The organism is Novipirellula methanifontis (assembly GCF_052161655.1).
Classification (GTDB): Bacteria; Planctomycetota; Planctomycetia; order Pirellulales; family Pirellulaceae; genus Novipirellula.
Window position 1 is genome coordinate 10,406,533 of the sequence record NZ_CP197418.1, and the last position, 19,363, is coordinate 10,425,895.

Annotated in this window: 15 protein-coding genes; 4 read left to right on the forward strand and 11 right to left on the reverse strand. The window is 53.4% G+C overall.

Features of this window, described 5'->3' with window-relative positions:
- Nucleotides 1–67 precede the first annotated feature (67 nt).
- From SH528x_RS37045 to SH528x_RS37055, 3 genes are all read right to left on the reverse strand, one after another.
- On the reverse strand, nucleotides 68–1,747 hold the full coding sequence (locus tag SH528x_RS37045) for a glycoside hydrolase family protein (protein ID WP_442508439.1): 1,680 nt from the start codon (nucleotides 1,745–1,747) through the stop codon (nucleotides 68–70).
- Nucleotides 1,748–1,864: 117 nt separating this feature from the next.
- Nucleotides 1,865–4,240 (reverse strand): FAD-dependent oxidoreductase, encoded by a 2,376-nt coding sequence (locus tag SH528x_RS37050; RefSeq protein ID WP_442508440.1) that lies wholly within the window; start codon nucleotides 4,238–4,240, stop codon nucleotides 1,865–1,867.
- Nucleotides 4,237–6,087 carry a sodium:solute symporter family transporter gene (locus tag SH528x_RS37055; protein WP_442508441.1) on the reverse strand — a complete coding sequence of 617 codons (1,851 nt, stop codon included), beginning with the start codon at nucleotides 6,085–6,087 and terminating at the stop codon, nucleotides 4,237–4,239. The genes SH528x_RS37050 and SH528x_RS37055 overlap by 4 nt, the downstream gene beginning before the upstream one ends.
- A gap of 405 nt (nucleotides 6,088–6,492) precedes the next feature.
- On the opposite strand from SH528x_RS37055, the gene corA reads away from it, so the two are divergent.
- Together corA and SH528x_RS37065 are read left to right on the forward strand one after the other, a co-directional pair.
- On the forward strand, nucleotides 6,493–7,512 hold the full coding sequence (gene corA, locus SH528x_RS37060) for a magnesium/cobalt transporter CorA (RefSeq protein WP_442508442.1): 1,020 nt from the start codon (nucleotides 6,493–6,495) through the stop codon (nucleotides 7,510–7,512).
- Between the two features lie 118 nt (nucleotides 7,513–7,630).
- The gene (locus SH528x_RS37065; protein ID WP_442508443.1) at nucleotides 7,631–8,125 is read left to right on the forward strand and encodes a DUF427 domain-containing protein; all 495 of its coding nucleotides are present in this window, start codon (nucleotides 7,631–7,633) and stop codon (nucleotides 8,123–8,125) included.
- Nucleotides 8,126–8,127: 2 nt separating this feature from the next.
- On the opposite strand, the gene SH528x_RS37070 is transcribed toward SH528x_RS37065, so the two are convergent.
- The 7 genes from SH528x_RS37070 to gloA2 all read right to left on the reverse strand — a co-directional run bounded on the left by SH528x_RS37070 (nucleotide 8,128) and on the right by gloA2 (nucleotide 14,224).
- The gene (locus SH528x_RS37070) at nucleotides 8,128–8,922 is read right to left on the reverse strand and encodes a DUF1295 domain-containing protein (RefSeq protein WP_442508444.1); all 795 of its coding nucleotides are present in this window, start codon (nucleotides 8,920–8,922) and stop codon (nucleotides 8,128–8,130) included.
- Nucleotides 8,922–9,968: an SAM-dependent methyltransferase gene (locus tag SH528x_RS37075; protein ID WP_442508445.1), complete on the reverse strand. Its 1,047-nt coding sequence runs from the start codon at nucleotides 9,966–9,968 to the stop codon at nucleotides 8,922–8,924. The genes SH528x_RS37070 and SH528x_RS37075 overlap by 1 nt, the downstream gene beginning before the upstream one ends.
- A gap of 25 nt (nucleotides 9,969–9,993) precedes the next feature.
- Entirely contained in the window at nucleotides 9,994–10,332 is a 339-nt protein-coding gene (locus SH528x_RS37080; RefSeq protein WP_442508446.1) for a DUF1475 family protein, read from the reverse strand.
- A gap of 4 nt (nucleotides 10,333–10,336) precedes the next feature.
- Nucleotides 10,337–11,656: a class I SAM-dependent methyltransferase gene (locus tag SH528x_RS37085; protein ID WP_442508447.1), complete on the reverse strand. Its 1,320-nt coding sequence runs from the start codon at nucleotides 11,654–11,656 to the stop codon at nucleotides 10,337–10,339.
- Nucleotides 11,551–12,366 (reverse strand): DUF1365 domain-containing protein, encoded by an 816-nt coding sequence (locus SH528x_RS37090; protein ID WP_442508448.1) that lies wholly within the window; start codon nucleotides 12,364–12,366, stop codon nucleotides 11,551–11,553. Before SH528x_RS37090 ends, SH528x_RS37085 begins: the two co-directional genes overlap by 106 nt.
- Nucleotides 12,367–12,371: 5 nt before the next feature.
- Nucleotides 12,372–13,676 carry an NAD(P)/FAD-dependent oxidoreductase gene (locus SH528x_RS37095; protein ID WP_442508449.1) on the reverse strand — a complete coding sequence of 435 codons (1,305 nt, stop codon included), beginning with the start codon at nucleotides 13,674–13,676 and terminating at the stop codon, nucleotides 12,372–12,374.
- 164 nt (nucleotides 13,677–13,840) lie between these two features.
- On the reverse strand, nucleotides 13,841–14,224 hold the full coding sequence (gloA2, locus tag SH528x_RS37100) for an SMU1112c/YaeR family gloxylase I-like metalloprotein (protein ID WP_442508450.1): 384 nt from the start codon (nucleotides 14,222–14,224) through the stop codon (nucleotides 13,841–13,843).
- 384 nt (nucleotides 14,225–14,608) lie between these two features.
- Here gloA2 and SH528x_RS37105 point away from each other — a divergent pair, with 384 nt between their 5' ends.
- Nucleotides 14,609–15,874, forward strand: coding sequence for a Na+/H+ antiporter NhaA (locus SH528x_RS37105; protein WP_442508451.1), 1,266 nt, complete (start codon nucleotides 14,609–14,611; stop codon nucleotides 15,872–15,874).
- 167 nt (nucleotides 15,875–16,041) lie between these two features.
- Nucleotides 16,042–17,094 (forward strand): TIGR00730 family Rossman fold protein, encoded by a 1,053-nt coding sequence (locus tag SH528x_RS37110; RefSeq protein ID WP_442508452.1) that lies wholly within the window; start codon nucleotides 16,042–16,044, stop codon nucleotides 17,092–17,094.
- Nucleotides 17,095–17,353: 259 nt separating this feature from the next.
- Here the strand turns inward: SH528x_RS37110 and SH528x_RS37115 are convergent, their stop codons facing one another.
- On the reverse strand, nucleotides 17,354–19,360 hold the full coding sequence (locus tag SH528x_RS37115) for a MutS family DNA mismatch repair protein (protein WP_442508453.1): 2,007 nt from the start codon (nucleotides 19,358–19,360) through the stop codon (nucleotides 17,354–17,356).
- Nucleotides 19,361–19,363 lie beyond the last annotated feature (3 nt).

The following is a 19,363-nucleotide window of genomic DNA, read 5'->3' on the forward strand; positions in this document are numbered from 1 at the left end:
AAACTGTTCGCGAATTTCACTACGGGTTGAGATAGAGTGAGGGTTCCGAAACTCTTGGCGAGTTTCGCTACGGGGTTGAAAATGAACTTAACACAGATCCGTTGCTCGTGATCTGTACGGTTACAGTTTCCTTTTTATCGCGCGGTACGCTGAAACAGTTCAACTGTACCACGGCATCGTGAAAAGGTTGCAGTGTGGGAACGTTTTCCGATGCGATTTCATTGCCTCCGAGTAACAATTTAATCTCTGCCGGCTGCGAAGCCACTTGCCCAAAGTTCTCGACTCGCACTTGGGCTGTTTTGCCCTCAAAAACGGGCGTTCGAGCGGACAGGATCGGCTCAGTATAGTTTACCTCCGGCAGCCGTGACCAACCAAACAGCAACGTTCCCGCAGTCGTTTTACCGAGTAGCTTGCCCGCGAAATTTTCGGGAGTAAAGCCGCTTATTCCTTCAAAGGTCACCACTAAATCGTCCCCCAGCTTTTCGGTTTTCGATGCCTTGCAGCCACGACCAAAGTTGACTTCCTCCGCCGCACCGAAACGCAATGAGTCGACATCGAGGTCGGTGTGCGGATCAAAACCGGGCTCCGCATGGATTTTCACACGAATCGATTGGGTCAGCGGCGTGATCGGTTGCTCGTCCAACACTGTCAGCAATCGGCCCTTGGTCAAGGGGAGCACGATTAGCTTCGAGCTGTGATTGTCATTGGGCAGATCGCCCCGTTTATCAAAATCGATGACCGCAAAGTTGGCGGCGACCGCGCGGCCGTGATCGTCTTGCAAGATGCGAATCCGTTCGTACTTGTACCACTCCTCTTTGCTGCCGTCCTGGTGGATGGCGATGCCGGGAATGTAGGCTTCGCCTGGCTCGACGGTCCAGTTCACTCCGTCTTTGGATCGTTGGTACCAGGCAATCCGGCCCTGCCAATCGTTGACGATCAAGTGGTATTGAACGTCATCCTTCCAGACGACCGGGTCTTCGTAGCGACCTTCGGCGGGCGGGTAAACACGACCTTCGGTGACACGATGAAACGCGGAGATACCATCCGCGCTGAACCAAGCTTGGCCATGCCGATTGATCATCAAGTACGAACCGTCTTCGCGCTGCGCAAACGTGTTGTTGTGTAGATAGTTGACCGACTTCGTGTTTGCCCGGTCGCGGCTGTCATACACTAGCGAAGACGCTTTCCACGGACCGCTGACCGAGTCGGCGATGTAGCAACCTGTGGTGTGGTAGAGGACGTACTTGCCACTCGCTGTGCTATAGCAAGTGGGGTTGTGACCAGGACCGATTTCGTCCAAGACTTTGAACGGGCCAAACGGGTTGTCGCAGACCGCGTGCACGATGATCGAATCAGGATAAGCAAAGTGGCCTCGCGGATCGTTCTCGGGCCAGCGACAAACGAACAGATGATACTTGCCGTCCACCGCCAGCGTGTTGCCGCCCCAATAAGACCATTTTGGATCCTCGATGCCGTTGTTGATGTCGCGGGGAACGACATCGGCTTCGCCCCAGGTATCGGATGTCATGCCGCCCCGGTCGGGCATCGGCTCGAACAAATCCATGAAGCGACCGCCGGTCACCAAGTTTTTCCACTCGGCCGGACGAGAACGTTCGATTGTCGAAGCTCTTTGTTTCTCCGCTTTACTGACTTGCTGCGTCTGGATCGCCCCATCCTGAGCTGACGCAAATGCACCGTAGATACAATGCGACGCAACCAGGACAACCATTGTCTTCACTAAAGTCATCGCTAAGTATTCTCTTTCGTCGTAGGTGATTTTCGTGATGTGTTTGCAAGTGGATCGTGCCCCATGCTGTCTGCTCCCACAAACGTTGTGATCCGCGTCATTAATGGCCGAAAATTGTCAGGCTGTGAACACTCGAACTCGAAACGCACTGACCGGAATATCGTCGGAAGCGTTGTTGAGTTCGATTCGCAAGCGGTCCGTCTGCGTCGCTGGGATCGTGAAATTGCAGCGTGTTTGGTGGTTGTTGTGTCGTTCCGCCAGCACGTTTCCTGCGGCGTCACGAACACGGATCGTCGTTGCGCAAAACGGCATCTCCGCCTCGGGATGCCCCATCAACACCGATTCCATCGGATGATCCAGGTCGGTGTCGAGCGAAACGATCACCCGCCCAATTGTCATTTCTTCGTCCCAAGTCAAGTCGATCCAAGGCTGGGTATCGCTTGCATCGGCGACCCAAGCGTTGACGACAGAAGTAGGACGTTCTGGACCGTACCCCATATTCTCAGCTTCAAACCCCAGAAGCGGTGGATCGAACTCCATCGCCAGATTCTTGCCACCTGGTCGTCGCTCGGGCAACCAAAATTCAAACGATTCGATTCCGATGCCATCAGGCGGTTGTTGAATCGCTCCATTGCTGACTCTCTTGTTTCCACTTTGGCTGAGCGACAATACGCCCGTCACACGTTCGTTACTCACAGCGATTTCAACGTCAGGATTGGGCAGGAAACAGACCATCACGTAGCGGGGAGCTTCGATTTCGTCGTCAAAGGCGACTTTGATCGGGCGCGATGATAAAAACGAATCAAGTGATCGAGAGCTGTAGCCGCTCGCATCGGATTCTTGGTGAGATGCATTGCCTGCGGCTAGCGCCGTCGGTTCACGTTGAGATGTCCCCACGGGAACCGTGATTTCTGACAGAATTTGATCGGGAGTAAAGCTTTCGGCTCGGCTGCAAGTCCGCAGTTGTACGACTATTTCGGTGTCTGTTTTGCTGCGAACCCAAAAGCGAATCGAAGGCATGGGCCCTTGCTGGACTGGAATCAACATCGCACGTGCACTTTCGAGCGAAACATACTCGTCATTCAGTGCAAGTTCTGCCAACTGCATCACACTGCTGGCAGTGATCGACGCCGAAGCGGCAAGATCTTCGTTGTCGGCAATTTCGACATGAGGGATGTGCTGGCCGATGCGAAGCAGATCCCGTTGGAGCCGAACGATTCGCGTTTTGTTCGCCAGATCACGCGGCAGCAGATTCTGTTCATGACAAATCGCTGCCGCCATACCAACGGCTTGTGCGTTGTGACCACAGGTCGCCATCACGCGAGTCGATCCGAACGCGACGTGACTGGCGCTGATGATTCGGCCTGCTAAAAACAGGTTGGTTACATTGCGGCTGTACATTGACCGATAGGGAATCTGGTAAACGCCCTTGCTGTGCCACTGAGTACAGCCCGATTTTTCAGAGAAGACACCGTCGGCTGGATGCAGGTCGACCGCCCAGCCACCGAAGCTGACGGCGTCGTAGTGTTGTCGCTGCTCCACGATGTCTTGCTGGATCATCATGATGTCACCCTCGAACCGCCGACTCTCGCGTTTACCAGGAATCGGTCCGACCCACTCCAGCGTCAGCGATTCGGCTTCAGGAAACTGGCCCGAGTTCTTGATGTGATTCCAAACACCGTAGACGACTTTCCACAATTCCCATTTGATTTTCTCGGTGTCGTGGATCGTGTCCAAGCGACCGCCGTATTCAATCCACCAAAGCTGGCATCCGTGCTCCGTGGCATTGAAGCTGCGCCAGCGAGGAATTTTAGTGATGTCATCCAACGCATAACTTGGTGGCACAAATCGAACGGGTTTGCCCACATCTTTGGTGTAGAAGTAGAGCGAATGACCGAGCAGTTCGCCATATTCGTCGGTGGGCGCAAAGCCTTCACCAAATTCGTTTTTCGATTCCGCCCCCATCCGGAACGCGGCGCCAGCCATAAAGCCAATCACGCCATCACCCGATGCGTCACAGAACAGCGGAGCACGTAGGTCATACATCGTGCTGTTTTGACTACAGAACGCTCGCAGCGAACGAATCGTATCGGGACCACTTTTGCTGACTTCAAAGGCTGCGGTGTTTAGCAGCAGTGTGATATTGGCTTCTTCGACGACCTTTTCTAACAAGATCGTATCCAATATCAGCGAGTTACCGTCGGAGTTGCGATACATGTTCTCGACCAGAATTTCGTCGACCACGCCTCCTTCGCGAGCCCAACGGTTGTTGTTGCCCATGTGCGATGTCGCACCGAGGATCCACAGTCGCACTTCGCTGGACGCATTTCCGCCGAGTACCGGTCGATCTTGAACCAAGACGACTTTCACGCCAGCTCGCGCAGCAGTGATCGCAGCACAGACGCCCGCCAACCCGCCACCGACAACAACGAGGTCCGTGTCGAGGTGGTCGGTTTTGAGCTGACGCTCGGCTTCCGGTCTACTCTTCTTCATGACTTCGCTTTCGTTTCATTCTCTTCATTCTTTTCGTCGGCCAACTTTTCACGGGCAGATCCGAGATAAGACACAGCCAAAATGGCGATCGATAAACTAATTAAAACGGTACCAAAGATGCCAAGTGTTATTAAATCCTGGCTGTTTTCAGGAACAGCCATCAACATAAACATCAAACCTCCGCAAACGGCGACGGCCCAGCCCACCACGATAGCCGGCAATCGGCTCGAACGTCCTGCGGGAATCGCCATCGATGCTTGCGATTTAGCCGCAACGTGCTGATCCCCTGTCGCAATTCCACGGCTAAAAAACTGCATGACGATCAGTACGAGCACGGGGATCACCACCCCGGTAAACGTATTGACCGTACTGTTGTTTGCTTGCACCCACGAAGCTATCGACTGCATCGACGCGATCGGCGTCAGGAATCCGTCGTGTCCCAGGCCGAAGCGAAACAGGACTCCAAAGCACAGCGAGACACTTGCCGTCACCCACACCGCCACACTCGTCATACTGCGACTAAATAGCGACCACAGCGTCGGTGCGAACAATGCAACCACCACCATCTCGGTGATATTGACGATTACTTTTTCCGCACCGCCGAGCTTTTGATAGGACAACGCGATCACGATCAACAGAGCACCCAACAGCAGCGTTATCAAGCGGCCGACCCAAACCAATTTCGGATCCTCTTCGCCCACCTTGGCCAACGGGCGATAAATGTCGTGCGTCATCACGCCTGAAAAAACGTTCAATTGAGAACTGACCATGCTGGCCGTCGCCGAAAACATCGCGGCAATCATCAGCCCGACCATCCCCACGGGCAGCACCGATCGGCAGGCGTCGATATAGGCAGTCTCGCTGAGCAGCAGAACCACTTCCTCGCTGGCACCCGCGGGAATCGGCGTGTGGACGCGCCAAATCAATGGCGGCAGCAACCACAACATTGGGCTCAGCAAATACAACGCCCCAAACAGGTAGGTACTCATCCGCGCCGCCCGCTCGTTCGGCACACAGATAAATCGCTGCACAAACGCCCACTCGGCACCGATCATGAAAAAATGAATGGCGCACCAACCGACCAGAAAGAACCAAGTGTAATCACCTGAGATCGCATCCAACAAATGACCATCGGCGACGACTTCGCCAGCTTTGATTTGCAGCGACTCAGTGACTGCGGCAGCTTCGATGAACGCAGCGACGCCGCCGACTTTTGCTAACGCCAACGGGATCACAAACAGGACCGCGAGATTCAGGATGATGAACTGCAAAACATCCGTCATCAGCACCGCCCACAGCCCGCCGATCATCGTATAGATCACGACGATGCTGCTGAAGATCGCGATGCCCCAAAACAGTGACATGTTGCCGGTGGCAGGGTCGCGCAGCGGGTTGCCTTCGCCGAGCGGCATCAGACTGACCAAGATCCGGCCCAACGCGTACAGCGCCCCGGCGGTCGTGATCATGCGAAACACCGTCATAAACCAAGTATAAAAGTGCAGCACTCCATTACCGAAACGCAGTTGCACATATTCGGCAGGCGTTTGCACACCGATCCGCTTCCAGCGACCGGCGACGAAATAACCCACCAGCATCGCGGCAACGCCGTACATCAAATTGATCAGCACCGCGACCATGCCTTGTCGATACGCGATTCCGCCCCAAACCACGAACGTGTTGGCGGAGAACATCGTCATGAACGCACTCAAACCGCTGGCCCACCAAGGCGATTGCCCGCCCGCGGCGAACATGTCGCTGCTGCTCTTGTTTTTGAACGCGAACAGACAGCCGACAGCAAAAATGCCAGCGAGATAGAAAAGCAGAACGAGGTAGTCGATTGTGACCATGGTTTGCAGTAGAGAGGTCTTTGGCTACCGCGACTGTCCTTTTTTGTGAGCCGAACTCGCTAGCGTTGGGGCGCCACTCGGTAAAACGTTGAAAAAATGAGGCCTGCGGCTAACGCCGTCTGGTTGTCATCCCGATTTTGGCTCGCAATGCTGTGACAAACTAGAACCAAACACGAGATTTTCTTTCGCATATGCGAACTAGCTGACTCGACGGACCCACTATGCTATGACGATGTCGCCAACCCGGTGTGACCGTAATGATCCTCTTTTCGTTTTTCTGACCCTCGTCATGGCAAAGCACGCGTCAAGACAAAGCAATTGACAATGATGAACTTCCGCAAGTCGCCCGCCACCCTGTGCAAATTGAAACGATAGCGAATTCCCCGACCGTACAGGAAAACTGCTTTGACAATTGAGAACACGGATCCATCTCCGTCGACACCGCGGCGATGTGTGGTCAACTCTGCTGCATACCACAAAGGGGTGCGAGTGGCGGACGTCCCACTTGCCGATTTGGGTGATGCTTGGGTGCATTCGGATCGCTTCATTTGGGTCGGACTTTACGAACCAACCGAGCAGGTTTTGTCGCATATTCAAAATGCGTTTGGACTGCATGACTTGGCGATCGAGGACGCTCATTCGGCTCACCAACGTCCGAAGTTAGAAGTCTACGACGATTCAATGTTTGTCGTTATTCGTACTGCCAAACTCTGTGAGGATGGTGAGCATCGAATCGAATTTGGTGAAACCCACGTGTTTTTAGGCCCGCGTTACATCATCACTGTCCGGCACGGATCGTTGACGTCCCACGTGGGGCTGCGGACCCGCTGCGAATCGACACCGAACTTGTTGGCCAAAGGCGAAGGGTTTGTATTACACGCCTTAATGGACTTTATTGTTGACCAGTATTTCCCGGTAATCGATGCGTTGGAAGCCGAGCTCGATGATCTGGAGGACAACATTTTCAGCGGAAAATTTGTACGTAGCGTCACGTCTCGAATCTATCATCTACGCCGTGATCTGTTGACGCTGAAACAAGCGGTTACCCCTCTCATCGATGTGTCGGCCCATCTGACACGGATGGATTCCGACCTCATCCCTGCCGACACGCGACCTTACTTTCAAGATGTAAACGACCATGTCAGCCGCATTGCCGAGTTGATTGATAATCTGCAACAACTTTCGCACACGGCACTCGAAAGTAATTTAGCGTTGATTTCGGTCACCCAAAACGATGACATGAAACGACTGGCGGCTTGGGCAGCGATCCTAGCCGTACCGACGATGATCGCGGGATTGTACGGGATGAATTTCAAACACATGCCTGAAACGGAATGGACGTGGGGCTATCCCTTCATCCTTATCGTGATGTCATTGGCGTGCGTATTGCTGTATCGATGGTTCCGCCGAGTCGGATGGCTCTAAAGCACGCGGCGATTTTGCATGGCGTTTCTGCGTGTCGAGTTCGATCCCCTTGCCAGCTTGCTTTAATAGCAGAGGACCGAAGTCATGAAGGGACGTTTGGAAATTTAAAGGAAATCGTGTGCAACACCAGCGAATCGAACCCGGCCCAGGACAAGAATCGGTGTGGGATTATCCTCGTCCACCTCGTCTTGAACCTTGTACAAAGAACATCCAAATCGTGGTCCGCGGTACCGTGATCCTTGCCTCTGAAAATTGTTTTCGTGTCTTGGAAACCAGCCATCCACCGGTCTACTATTTTGACTTCAAAACGATACGCATGGATTTGCTGCACGAATCACCGCATGGATCATTTTGCGAATGGAAGGGACAAGCGACCTATTATTCACTGAAGCTTGGGACCCAAACTATCGAAAATGCAGCATGGTGTTACAAACGTCCGACCAGCAGGTTTGGGGCGATCGCTGGCCATCTGGCTTTCTATCCAAGTAAGGTGGATCGGTGCTTTGTCGACGGGGAACGGGTTGTCTCTCAGGAAGGTGATTTTTACGGTGGATGGATCACCAAAAACATCGTCGGTCCCTTCAAAGGCGGCCAGGGCACGCGAGGCTGGTGAGTCTACGACGACTCGCGATGCTGAAGATCGTTTTGGGGCGGCCAAGGAATAAACGCACTAGTACGTTGGATATAGTCGCGATATTCCTGCGAGCGATCTGCGAGACTACGTTCTAAAAGAGCGACGCCCGAGACTTTCAGCAGCAGAAAGGTCATCGCGATAGGACTGATCGCCAACCAGAGCGTCGACGGCGTCACCGCCACCAGAAACAGCCCCCACCAAATCAAGGCATTGCCAAAGTAATTAGGATGCCGCGTGTACCGCCAAAGTCCTTGATCCATGACCTTGTCTGATTCATCCTTCGTTGCTTTGAAGCGTGCCAATTGAAGATCGCCGACCGTTTCAAAAAAGAAACCGATGACCCAAACCGCGATGCCTAGATAATTCAAGCCGTTCATCGGCGAAGCGACGGTTTGCCCGATTTGAACCGGCAATGAAACCAGCCACATCACGACGCCTTGCAATCCAAACACCGTGAAAAAACTGATCCACCAAAAGCTGTCGCCGCGGTGCTCGCGCATTGCTTGATAGCGAGCATCCTCGTCTTTACCGTGATTTCGCCAGGCAAGATAGATCGCTAAACGAAGCCCCCAAATCGTGGTCAGAATCGCAAGCAGCGTCGACCGCCAATCCGTTTCGGTGACCACAAACGTCACCCAAGCCACTAAGACAAACCCAACGCCCCAAAAGATGTCAACGATACTGGCGTCACGCAGACGCAGACTGATGCTCCACAGCAGCAGCATTGCTGTCGCAATCACCCCGGCGCTGAACAATAAAACAAGCGAAGTACTCATCAGGCCCCCGCCGTCAATTCATTGATCTCGAACAAGTAGTGCCCGACGCCCCACTGATCGCCATTGTCAAATTTAAAAAGCTCGGCACACGCCATGAAGAACATTCTCCAACGTTGCACCAGCACTCGTGGTGACTCGTCTGTTGCGGACAGTGTTAACACTCGAAGCACTTCGGGATCGCATGCGTCCAAACGACAAAGCCACTCTTCACACGTTCGGGCATAGTGAGTGCCACGAATCCACCACTGGTGCTTGACCGCTACGTCGCGTTGGTAGCGGAGGAATAAGTCTTCGGCAGGCATAATGCCACCGGAAAAGAAATGACGCCCCATCCAATTTTCGTCACCCTCAGTCTCAAAGCTGTAGGCGAGATTGCGATGACAAAAAATATGGACAAACAATTTGCCCTCAGGTTTCAACCATTTCGCAATCCGCGATAAGAGCGTTTCGTGATTTCGCACATGCTCGAACATCTCCACCGAGACAACGCGGTCGAACGTCTGCCGCGTATCAAACGTGCCGACGTCCGCGGTGATCACGTTGATGTTTCGCAAACCACGCTGGGCACATTTTTGCTCAATGAATGCTTTTTGACTGACCGAATTGGAAAGTGATGTGATTTGGCAATGAGGATACATTTCGGCGATCCACAGCGACAACGATCCCCAACCACAGCCGAGATCTAAGATTTGCATCCCATCCTCGATACCTGCTCTTTGACACGTCAACCGCAACATCGCTTCTTCGGATTCGTCCAGCGTCGTGGTGGCATCCGCCCACCAACCGCAACTGTACTTCAGCCGAGCCCCCAGCACCAATTCGAAGAACGCAGCGGGCACCTCGTAATGTTGTTCGTTCGCACGATGAGTTTCGATCGTGACCACGGCTTGACGTTGGCGTTGGGCAAACCGATCAATCGCATCGTCGAAATCCGCACCTGCTAAACGAGTTTCTTGTGTTAGACGATCGCGTAACAGCCGCCGCATTCCGTAGCGAATCACGGGGTCAGGTAGCCAACGTTTTTCAGCGAGTTGAATGAGTGACATTGTTATCAATTAGCCTCGAAGGGAATCACACTGCGGACTCTTGGCGAAGCAACAATGCCTGCCACGAGAAATCTTTCATCGTTAACAACTTCCACAACACGTAGCCGGACATCGCAAAGTTGCCCAGCAGCATGATCGCGACAAACCATCCGGCGCGGGCCATTACCGTTTGTTCTTTGTAGGCAACCCAAACAAAAAATGTCAGAAACGCGAAGTAAGCGTCCATCAACGTGGCACGAAACCAAAGGTTATTCCAAAGCTCACGTCCGGAGTTCAGTACACTGCGGTCAAGCGATGCAGCGATGGTGATCCACGCCATACAAATGATCACACCCACGCACAACGATGCCAGAAAAAGCTTCATCAGATCAACCTAACGACGGGAACGAAGGAGTCTGGCGATAACGAGGCTTCTGCAGCAACACCTGACACACACCGATCTGTTTTTCGCGAAAAGCCCCTTCGCAATAACAGAGGTAATAATCCCATAATCGCAAAAAGGATTCAGTCATATCAAGATTGCCAATCGCATCCGCGTTCGCGTGAAATCGCGTCCGCCAATGATCGAGCGTACGTGCATAGTGTTCGGCGAAGTCTTCGATGTGAGCGAACTGAAAATCGGTGACTCGTCCTACGCTGCGAGTCATCGCACCTAGCGACGGCAAGCAACCGCCGGGAAAGATGTACTTCTGAATAAAGTCGACCGAGCGGATGTATTGTTCGTAGCGTTGATCGGGAATCGTGATCGCTTGAAAGGCAAACAACCCGTCCGCTTTCAACAAACTCGAACACTTTGCAAAGAATGTGTTGAGGTACTCGTGGCCGACGGCTTCGACCATCTCGATCGAGGCCAGCTTATCGAACTGACCTGTGAGGTCACGGTAATCCGAAAGCAACAGTGTCACACGATCGTCGATCCCGGCGGCCTGGAATCGCTGCCGTGCGTAATCATGCTGTGCTTGCGATAGCGTTGTCGTCGTCACGCGACATCCATAGTGCTTGACGGCATGCTCGGCAAATCCTCCCCATCCCGTCCCGATTTCTAATACATGGTCGCTAGGTAACAACCGTAGTTTGCGACACATGCGATCGTACTTTTCGATCGACGCTTCCTCCATCGAACTGTTTTCATCCGTAAACACACCGCTGGAATAAGTCATCGTTGGATCGAGAAACAACTGATAAAACTGATTGCTCAAATCGTAATGGGCGGCGATGTTACGGCGACTTCCCGATCGCGTGTTGCGGTTAAACCAGTGCGCAATTTTGCGACCGAAATCGACTAGCGAACTCCAGTACCCACCAAGTTCCGACGACGCTTGCATGTTTCTTGCAAAGATCTGGATCAATGCCACCAAATCATTGCACGACCACCAGCCGTCGCGATACGCTTCGCCCGCTCCGATACTGCCCCGCATCGCAACGGCGCGATAGAACCGATGGTCATGCACCTCAATCACTGCACGTAAATCTGCGGATGTATCACCAAACGTTTTACGGAGATGCCCATCGACGACCGTGATCGATCCGCCAACGATACCGCCCAACTTGGCAAACACCGCTTGACGAAGTGCAGTCGCCGCTAGTCCTGCTCGACCAATTCGGACTCCTTCGGTTGCGCGTCCAATGGCGTGACCGTGTCCACAGTTTTCGGCAGTGATTTGCGGGGGTGGGGATAGAACGGACATTTTTTCATCCAAAGTTGAAAAGCTTGATAGTAGATCGCACTGACGACGTGCACGGCTGCAACGGGACGACGCAGCATGCTGCGAACAAGTTGAGCATCACTGATCGGAAACCGTTTCAAGTGCATGTTGGCTTGAAAGATGCGATCTCCCTCACGATCACAGCCCAACGACAAATCCAACGTATCCGCCGGCACCTGAACTCGCCACTGATATTGTGAATCCATTCCCATAAACGGAGAGACATGGAATTCTTTGGGGTGGGAATAACGACTCGTTGAATTTGCCAGCCGATTGCCTTCCCAAAGCACATAACAGTGACGCTCGTTCCACGGTGTATTGCTGACTTCGGCAACCAGACAAACCAACTCGCCTTGTTCGCCAAAGCAATAAAACACATTGATCGGGCTGAAATAGACGCCGAAGTGACGCAACTGAGTCAGCAAGCGAATCGAACCATTGAATTCGATTCCTGTCTTTTGTTGGACAATTCGGCGGACTGATTCCTGCATCGACACGTTTGGGTCGCCAAAGTGGTCCACTCGGCGATACGCTGCGGGTGCAAATCGCTTGTTACTCAAACACCATTTTGAATGCACGAGTGTTTCCACCTCGGTCAAGTCGAGGTAGGCCCACGAGGTGGCATATTGAAATTCATGTTTAGGTGAAAGACGCCGATGCAGGATCTGACCGCGATAAAGACAACTCATCATCACACTCACGCTCCTGAAAAAACGGGAACGAGATGACTTGGCGTATCAGCCGATTGCGACAGTACGTCCAAGTCCAGTCCGAACGGACGCGCCACTGCCAAGGCACTGTTCACACCGTCTTCGTGAAATCCGTAACCCCAATACGCTCCACAGAAACTGATCCGATCGCGTCCATTAATCTCATCAAATCGATGTTGAGCATGAACCGAATCCGTTGAGAATTCGGGATGTTGGAACTCAAACCGTTGCACTACCTTTTGCGCATCGATTTCGAAGGTCGGATTTAAAGTCAAAAGAAGGGGCCCTGGCAGACCAAGACTTTGCAGCCGATTCAAGTCGTAGGTGACGCTCGCTTGGTTTGTTTGCTGTTCCGGAATGTGGTAGTTCCAACTCGCCCATGCATGCCGCCGGACCGGTAACGCCGACTCGTCCGTGTGCAGAACGGCGGCATTGGGTTGATATCGAAATCCGCTCAGTATGTCACGTTCCGCCTGTGTCACGTCAGCCAAGATTGCAAGCGTTTGATCCGCGTGAGTTGCAATGACAACGTGGTCATAGCGAACCGACTCGCGATTGGCAAAGTTCAATCGCACACCTGCGGCAATTCGCTGGACGCCGGAAATCGATGAATTTAAAAAGACGCGGTGACGAATCGGTCGCATCAATTCGGTGACGTAATTCCGCGACCGCCGTGCTACCGTTAACCATTGCGGGCGGTCATTTAGTTGCAACAGTCCATGATTGCGAAAAAAGCCGAGTATGAATTTTGCGGGAATGTCGTCCAGACAAGCTGGATCGGCGGACCAAATCGCTGCGGACATCGGTATCAAATAATGACTGCGGAACTCCGTGCCCAGTCCGACATCGTTCAGAAACTGTCCGAGAGGCCGTTGATCATCACCATGGTCACAGAACTCGATCGCGTGGCGGTTAAAACGTACGATGTCGATCAACATCCTATAGAACGAGCGACGCAGCAGATTGCGGCGCTGAGCGAAAATACCGTTCAGTGAACTACCTTGGTACTCCAATCCTGTCCGCTGGCAACGCACACTCAAACTCATATCGCTCGTTTGCGTCTCGACTCCCAACAACTGCAACATACGGCAGAAATTAGGGTAGGTACGACGATTCAATACCATGAAGGCGACATCGGCGGCCACATCACGACCATAGGCATGAACATCGACGGTATGCGCATGGCCTCCGATATGCGACGACGCTTCGTAGACATCCACTTGATGCTCTGCCGACAAAATACGAGCAGCAAGATTTCCGCTGATTCCTGATCCAACAACGGCGATTCGCATCTGAGAGTCTACTACGAGAGGTGAGCTGCTAGTGTCAGACTTTTCGAGCACATTGAACGCAGTGGGCCCGCTAAGAGACGATAGCGTCCCGGCAAGTCACCTTTTTCGTAATTTTCCGAACGACAGCGACGGAGGACCGCGGGACCGCGATTCAGCCGGTTGCGTTAGACTTCGTAGAGCTCTAGCGGCAAGCCGTCGGGATCTTGGAAGAAAGTGAACTTTTTGCCCGTAAACTCATCGATGCGGACCGGTTCCGCTTGGATATCGTGCGACTGCAAATGGTCGGTAAATATCTCGATCGAAGCGACTGCAAAAGCGAGGTGCCGCAATCCTTGAGCCTCCGGGTAGCTCGGCCGCGTGGGAGCATCTGGGAACGAGAAAAGCTCAATCTGAGTACCATCGGACAACTTCAAATCGAGTTTGTACGAGTCGCGATCGCCTCGGTAATTCTCAGCGACAATCTCCAATCCAAGCACAACTGTGTAGAAATGACGTGACCGCTGATAATCCGAGCAAATGATCGCAACATGATGGATTCCCCTCAACATATTTGTCCTCGTTTGCTTGCGATTGGGGTGACCGGACTAACGACTTCGAAGCGACGTCAAAGTTCGATTCTAGCGATTTTGCGGTGTGAATGGGTCGATGATTGAGCTTCGCCCAAATGCAGAATGGACTCCAATATGCTGTTTAAAAATGGATAAAACGTGCCGTAGACGAGCTTTGGAGATCTAATTTTAGTTTTTTTCTCCCGCTAGTCGCCACTCCTGTTCGGCACAGTCGTCGCAGGCTGCCTCACCGGACGATTTTGACACGAAAGCTTCACAGCGAAATGAAGTCGCGCTCGGCAGAGTGACCCACCCTTGATGACGTGCAGCCTCACCTTTACGAGGCTGCCGAATTCAACTTCAAAGCTGGGGCAGCGTGATCTGATGTCGGGGCAACCAAAACAACGCGGACTTGTTCGCAAACTGATCGATAATTCTTTCTTACTGATCCTGGGGGCGGTGTCGGCTCTGGTATGGGCCAATATTCATTCGCCCAGCTATCAAGCGTTTGTGAACTTTGATTTGGCGTCGTTGTTTACCGCCACTCACGCTGGTGGTCATGATGCCGCCGAACATGCGAACTCGCATGGCTTTACACTGCACTTTTTTGTCAACGATATCGTGATGGCATTGTTCTTTGCGATCGCGGCAAAGGAGGTTTGGGAATCGCTGCTGCCCGGCGGTTCACTGGCCGATCCGAAAAAGGCAGCGACTCCGCTGCTTGCCACTGTCGGTGGCATTTTGGGACCCGCACTGATTTACATCGCGGGGACCTATTTCACAGGAACGCATGATTCGCTCGGCAAAGGTTGGGCGATCCCTTGTGCGACCGATATCGCGTTTAGCTACTTGATTGCCCGATTCATCTTTGGTGCCAGCCATCCTGCGATTGCGTTTTTATTGTTGTTGGCGATCGCGGACGATGCAGCCGGCTTGATCATTCTGGCCGTGTTTTATCCGCAAGCCGAAATCCGACCCGAATGGTTGTTACTGACCGTCGGGGCAATGTTGCTCACGATGCAACTGCGCCGCTCGAAAGTTCATTCTCACTGGGCCTATCTGATTGGTCCGGGAGTCATTTCGTGGTTTAGTTTTTATCAGGCCAACATTCATCCGGCTTTGGGTTTGGTTCCGATCATTCCCTTGCTGCCTCACGCTCACACCGACCTTGGCATCTTCGCTCGCGAGGAAATGGATCGGCACGACACGCTCAATGAGTTTGAACACTCTTGGAAATTGCCGGTCGAATTTGGGCTGGGGCTGTTCGGTTTAGCTAACGCGGGGGTCGTAATGAGCAGTCTGGGTACGGGAACCTGGGTTGTGTTGGCGGGATTGCTGATTGGCAAACCCGTCGGAATCACCTTGCTGACGTTGTTCGCTGAGAAAGGATTGAAACTCGAAAAGCCTGCCGGAATGGATTATCGCCATGTGGTGACGCTGGGGATGATTGCCGGAATTGGATTTACCGTTGCTTTGTTCGTCTCGGTTGCGGCATTCACTGTCCCTGGATTGGATCAAGATTCTGTGAAAATGGGTGCTTTGTTGAGTTTCGCAGCCGCTCCGATGGCAATCGTACTCGGCAGATCACTCGGCATTCGACCCATGCAGTCGGTTGCTAGCGAAGAAGAGAAGCTCGCCAAGGCAGCTTAATTTGTATGCCGCAGAACAGGGAGCTCGTGGTCGCAACCAACGAGCTTCCCTCGGCGGACCCGAGCACGTTACACTGGCATACCGAGATCTTGATTTACTAGAAATACACGTTGCACTGACTCTGCTCCTTTGAGCATTTGCATCACTGAATAGGCACTGAAGGACACATGGACCATAAACGTCTGCCCGACGAAGCCATTGGCGAAGATGAACTTCAGCGTCCCCAGCCGGCGGACGAACCGATATCGACGATCGAAACGCAAGACATTTTACAAGTCATGCGTCACACCATCGATCGACTCGAGAAAGACAATACGGCTCGCGGCGATCTGAAAATCTTGTCGCGCACGCTTCGTGAATTGCGATACGCCTTCAAGGTCTTTCGCCCTTTCCGCAAACGCCGCAAAGTCACCATTTTTGGTTCCGCACGAACTCAGCCGGGACACCCCGAATACGAAAGTGCTGTCGAACTAGGTCGCCGGATTGCATCGCACGGATGGATGGTGATCACCGGTGCAGGTGGTGGCATTATGGAAGCGGGACACCGCGGCGCGGGCCGCGAAGCTTCGATGGGGCTGAACATCATGTTGCCCTTTGAGCAAAGTGCCAATCCCTATATCCAAGGTGACGCCAAACTTGTCACGATGAAGTACTTCTTCACTCGCAAGTTGATGTTCGTCAAAGAGTGCAGTGGAGTGATTTGTTGTCCCGGTGGATTCGGTACGCTCGACGAAGCGCTCGAAACGTTAACGTTGATGCAGACCGGAAAACAGACGATGATCCCGTTGGTCTTGTTAGACTCACCCGAAGGCAGCTATTGGCGTGATTTGGGCGTGTTCTTCGAAAAGCAATTGCTCAATAACGGCATGGTCAGCCCCGAGGACGTAAATCTCTACAAGATCACGAATTCGGTCGATGAAGCAATCCACGAGATGTTGCAGTTTTATCGCAACTATCACAGTTTGCGATACGTCCGCGACCGACTCGTTTTTCGCTTGCAGAAAAAACTGACGGAAGAGTCGCTCCAAATGATCCGCGAACAGTTTAGCGACATTCTTGTCGACGGCACGTTCGAGCAATCGGCAGCGCTGCCGGACGAGATCGGCGAACCCGACCTCGCTCATTTGCCGCGATTGGTGTTCCATTTCAACCGTCGAGCACTCGGTCGATTGCGAATGTTAATCAACACGATCAACGAAGTGGAAACGGTGGCCACGTAGCGAGGGCTCTCGCGGGATTGACCCGCGGACTTAAACCGCGGAGCGGTGCCTGCACTTAGCTGCGGGCGTGAGCCCGCAGAAATAAAACTGCAGTTACCTCTCCACCGACGAAGTCGGGGGAGAGGTGGCAGAAAACCCGCGCAACCAAAAATCACAACAAGCCCAAAGTTTTAGCAATCCAGACCCTGCGCCCATGGCTACGTGCTGACATCGCTATCGCGATTACGCTTTCGGCTTGGAAAGCCGGGCGACAATGGGATTAGGATTTCGGTCCTAGCCCTACCATTTCTAACAACCGCAGGGCGTTGGTCGTGGGTGAGACGCCTTGCCGCATTTGATAATCGAACGTCATCGTGTCTTTGCCGTCGTCACCAGTCGTAATGGTCTCGCGGAAATGGACGGTGTGAGCAATCGAATTCAACTCGGGTTCGTCCGCCAGTTCCAAGTCGTGCGTGCTGATCGCGCCGATCGACTCGAGCCCAATCAGGTGCCGCAACACTTGAACCACTGCGATTTGCCGTTCGCGGCTGTTGGTGCCTTGCAATATTTCATCGAGCAAAAACAACAATACTCGGTCTTCTTTTTCGGCCAAGCGGCGGGCGTGATCGACTACCTGTTTCAAACGATGAAGCTCGGCCATGTAGAACGAAACCCCTTCGCTGAGGTTGTCGCTGACACGAATACTGGTCGCCAATTCGATCGATGGCAATGCAAACCGCGTGGCACACACGGGTGCTCCGGTTCCTGCCAATGCGATGTTCAGTCCGATGCTCCGTAGCATCGTGCTCTTGCCCGACATGTTGCTGCCGGTCACAAGCAATAGCGTGCCAGGTGGTCCCACGGTCACGTCATTGCGGACGCGAGTCTCATCAGTCAGCAGCGGATGGCCGATCCCGATCGCTTCAACGGAGCGATCACTCGAATTGTTCTTCCACTCTGGCGTGGTCCAACTTGGATACTCGTCGCGAAGCGCTGCCAACGACATCAGCGATTCAAATTGCCCAAGCGACTCGAACCAACCGGCGACTACATCACTGTAGTCCTCTTGCCATTGTTCGAGTCGTTTCAGCACTCGGACATCCCAAAGTGCGAACGCTTGCAGCGGCAAGTAAATCAAAAACGTCGCCGCCGATTGCCGCAGCGCCCCAGCGGCTGCCACTTTTTGTAACGCCAACATTCCGGCGGCAGCAGAGCGTGGACTGGCGACCAACGTATCGCGGATATTTTGCAAGTGAGCGGTTTTACTCGCGTCGGTGTTGCTCGCGTCGGTGTCGGTAGGCAGTCGCTCGGCAGCGGCAAAAAGCTCGCGATAATCGTCCACGGCACCACGGCTGGCCATCGCGATGGAAAAGATCGCATGAGCCGGTCCGAGTGCAACGCCAGTCAAGGTGACGTTAATAATGCCAACGGCAAGCAACCCAAACAGTCCAATTTTGAACCACGTTGCTGACCCCAGCACAAGGAAGCCAAGCAGCATCGCGAGCACAAACGCGATCGCCAGGATTGCTGAGAGGTTGGCCCATCCAGACAACCATTTGCGTGATGCCAACCAACGCGGCCCGGTCGCCCACGTGGTGAATCGGTCGGGATCACCACTGCTTTCGGCGACTTTGCGTGCATTCACGTAGAACCGCAGTCGCTCTTCGCGCAGGGGTGCCAGGGTTTCGATTGCCTTGGTTCGCTCGATCGCATCGCTGGAAATCGCCGGTCCGGTCAACCACGACGCGAGCGTGCGAATACCGGGTGTGGTCGCGGTCATCGAAACCAAATGGAACAACGACGCTCGGCCCAACAGATCCAAATCGGCCGCCGCATCCCGCTGGCCCGCTGGCAACGCGACTTCGCCAAGTTGCCGCGATAGGCTGGCGGTGGCCAAGCGATCCCAATCACGCTCGATCCTTGCGACCAAACGGCGGAACACCGAGCGTTCACGTCGCAGCGCATCGATTCGATCACGAACCGGTTCGTTTAAAACCACCGCAACGATAAAGCCGATAAACGCCGCCCAGCCAATCGGTTGTGCAATGGTGACGTCGCCGTAATAGCCGACCACCCAAAACAGAAGCGCCAACAGAAACAACACGACACGAATGGTGCCGTAGGTCCGATCGCGAACTTTTAAGTGATCACGCTCGGTTTGAATTTCGGCTAAGTGTTCACGATAGCGGTTGAGGGCTTCGCCGGCATGACTCGGCTGGGCACTCGTATTCGCATCGGGACTCGTATTCGTATTGAGGCCTGTGTTCACATGCGGGCCAGAGTTCACGTT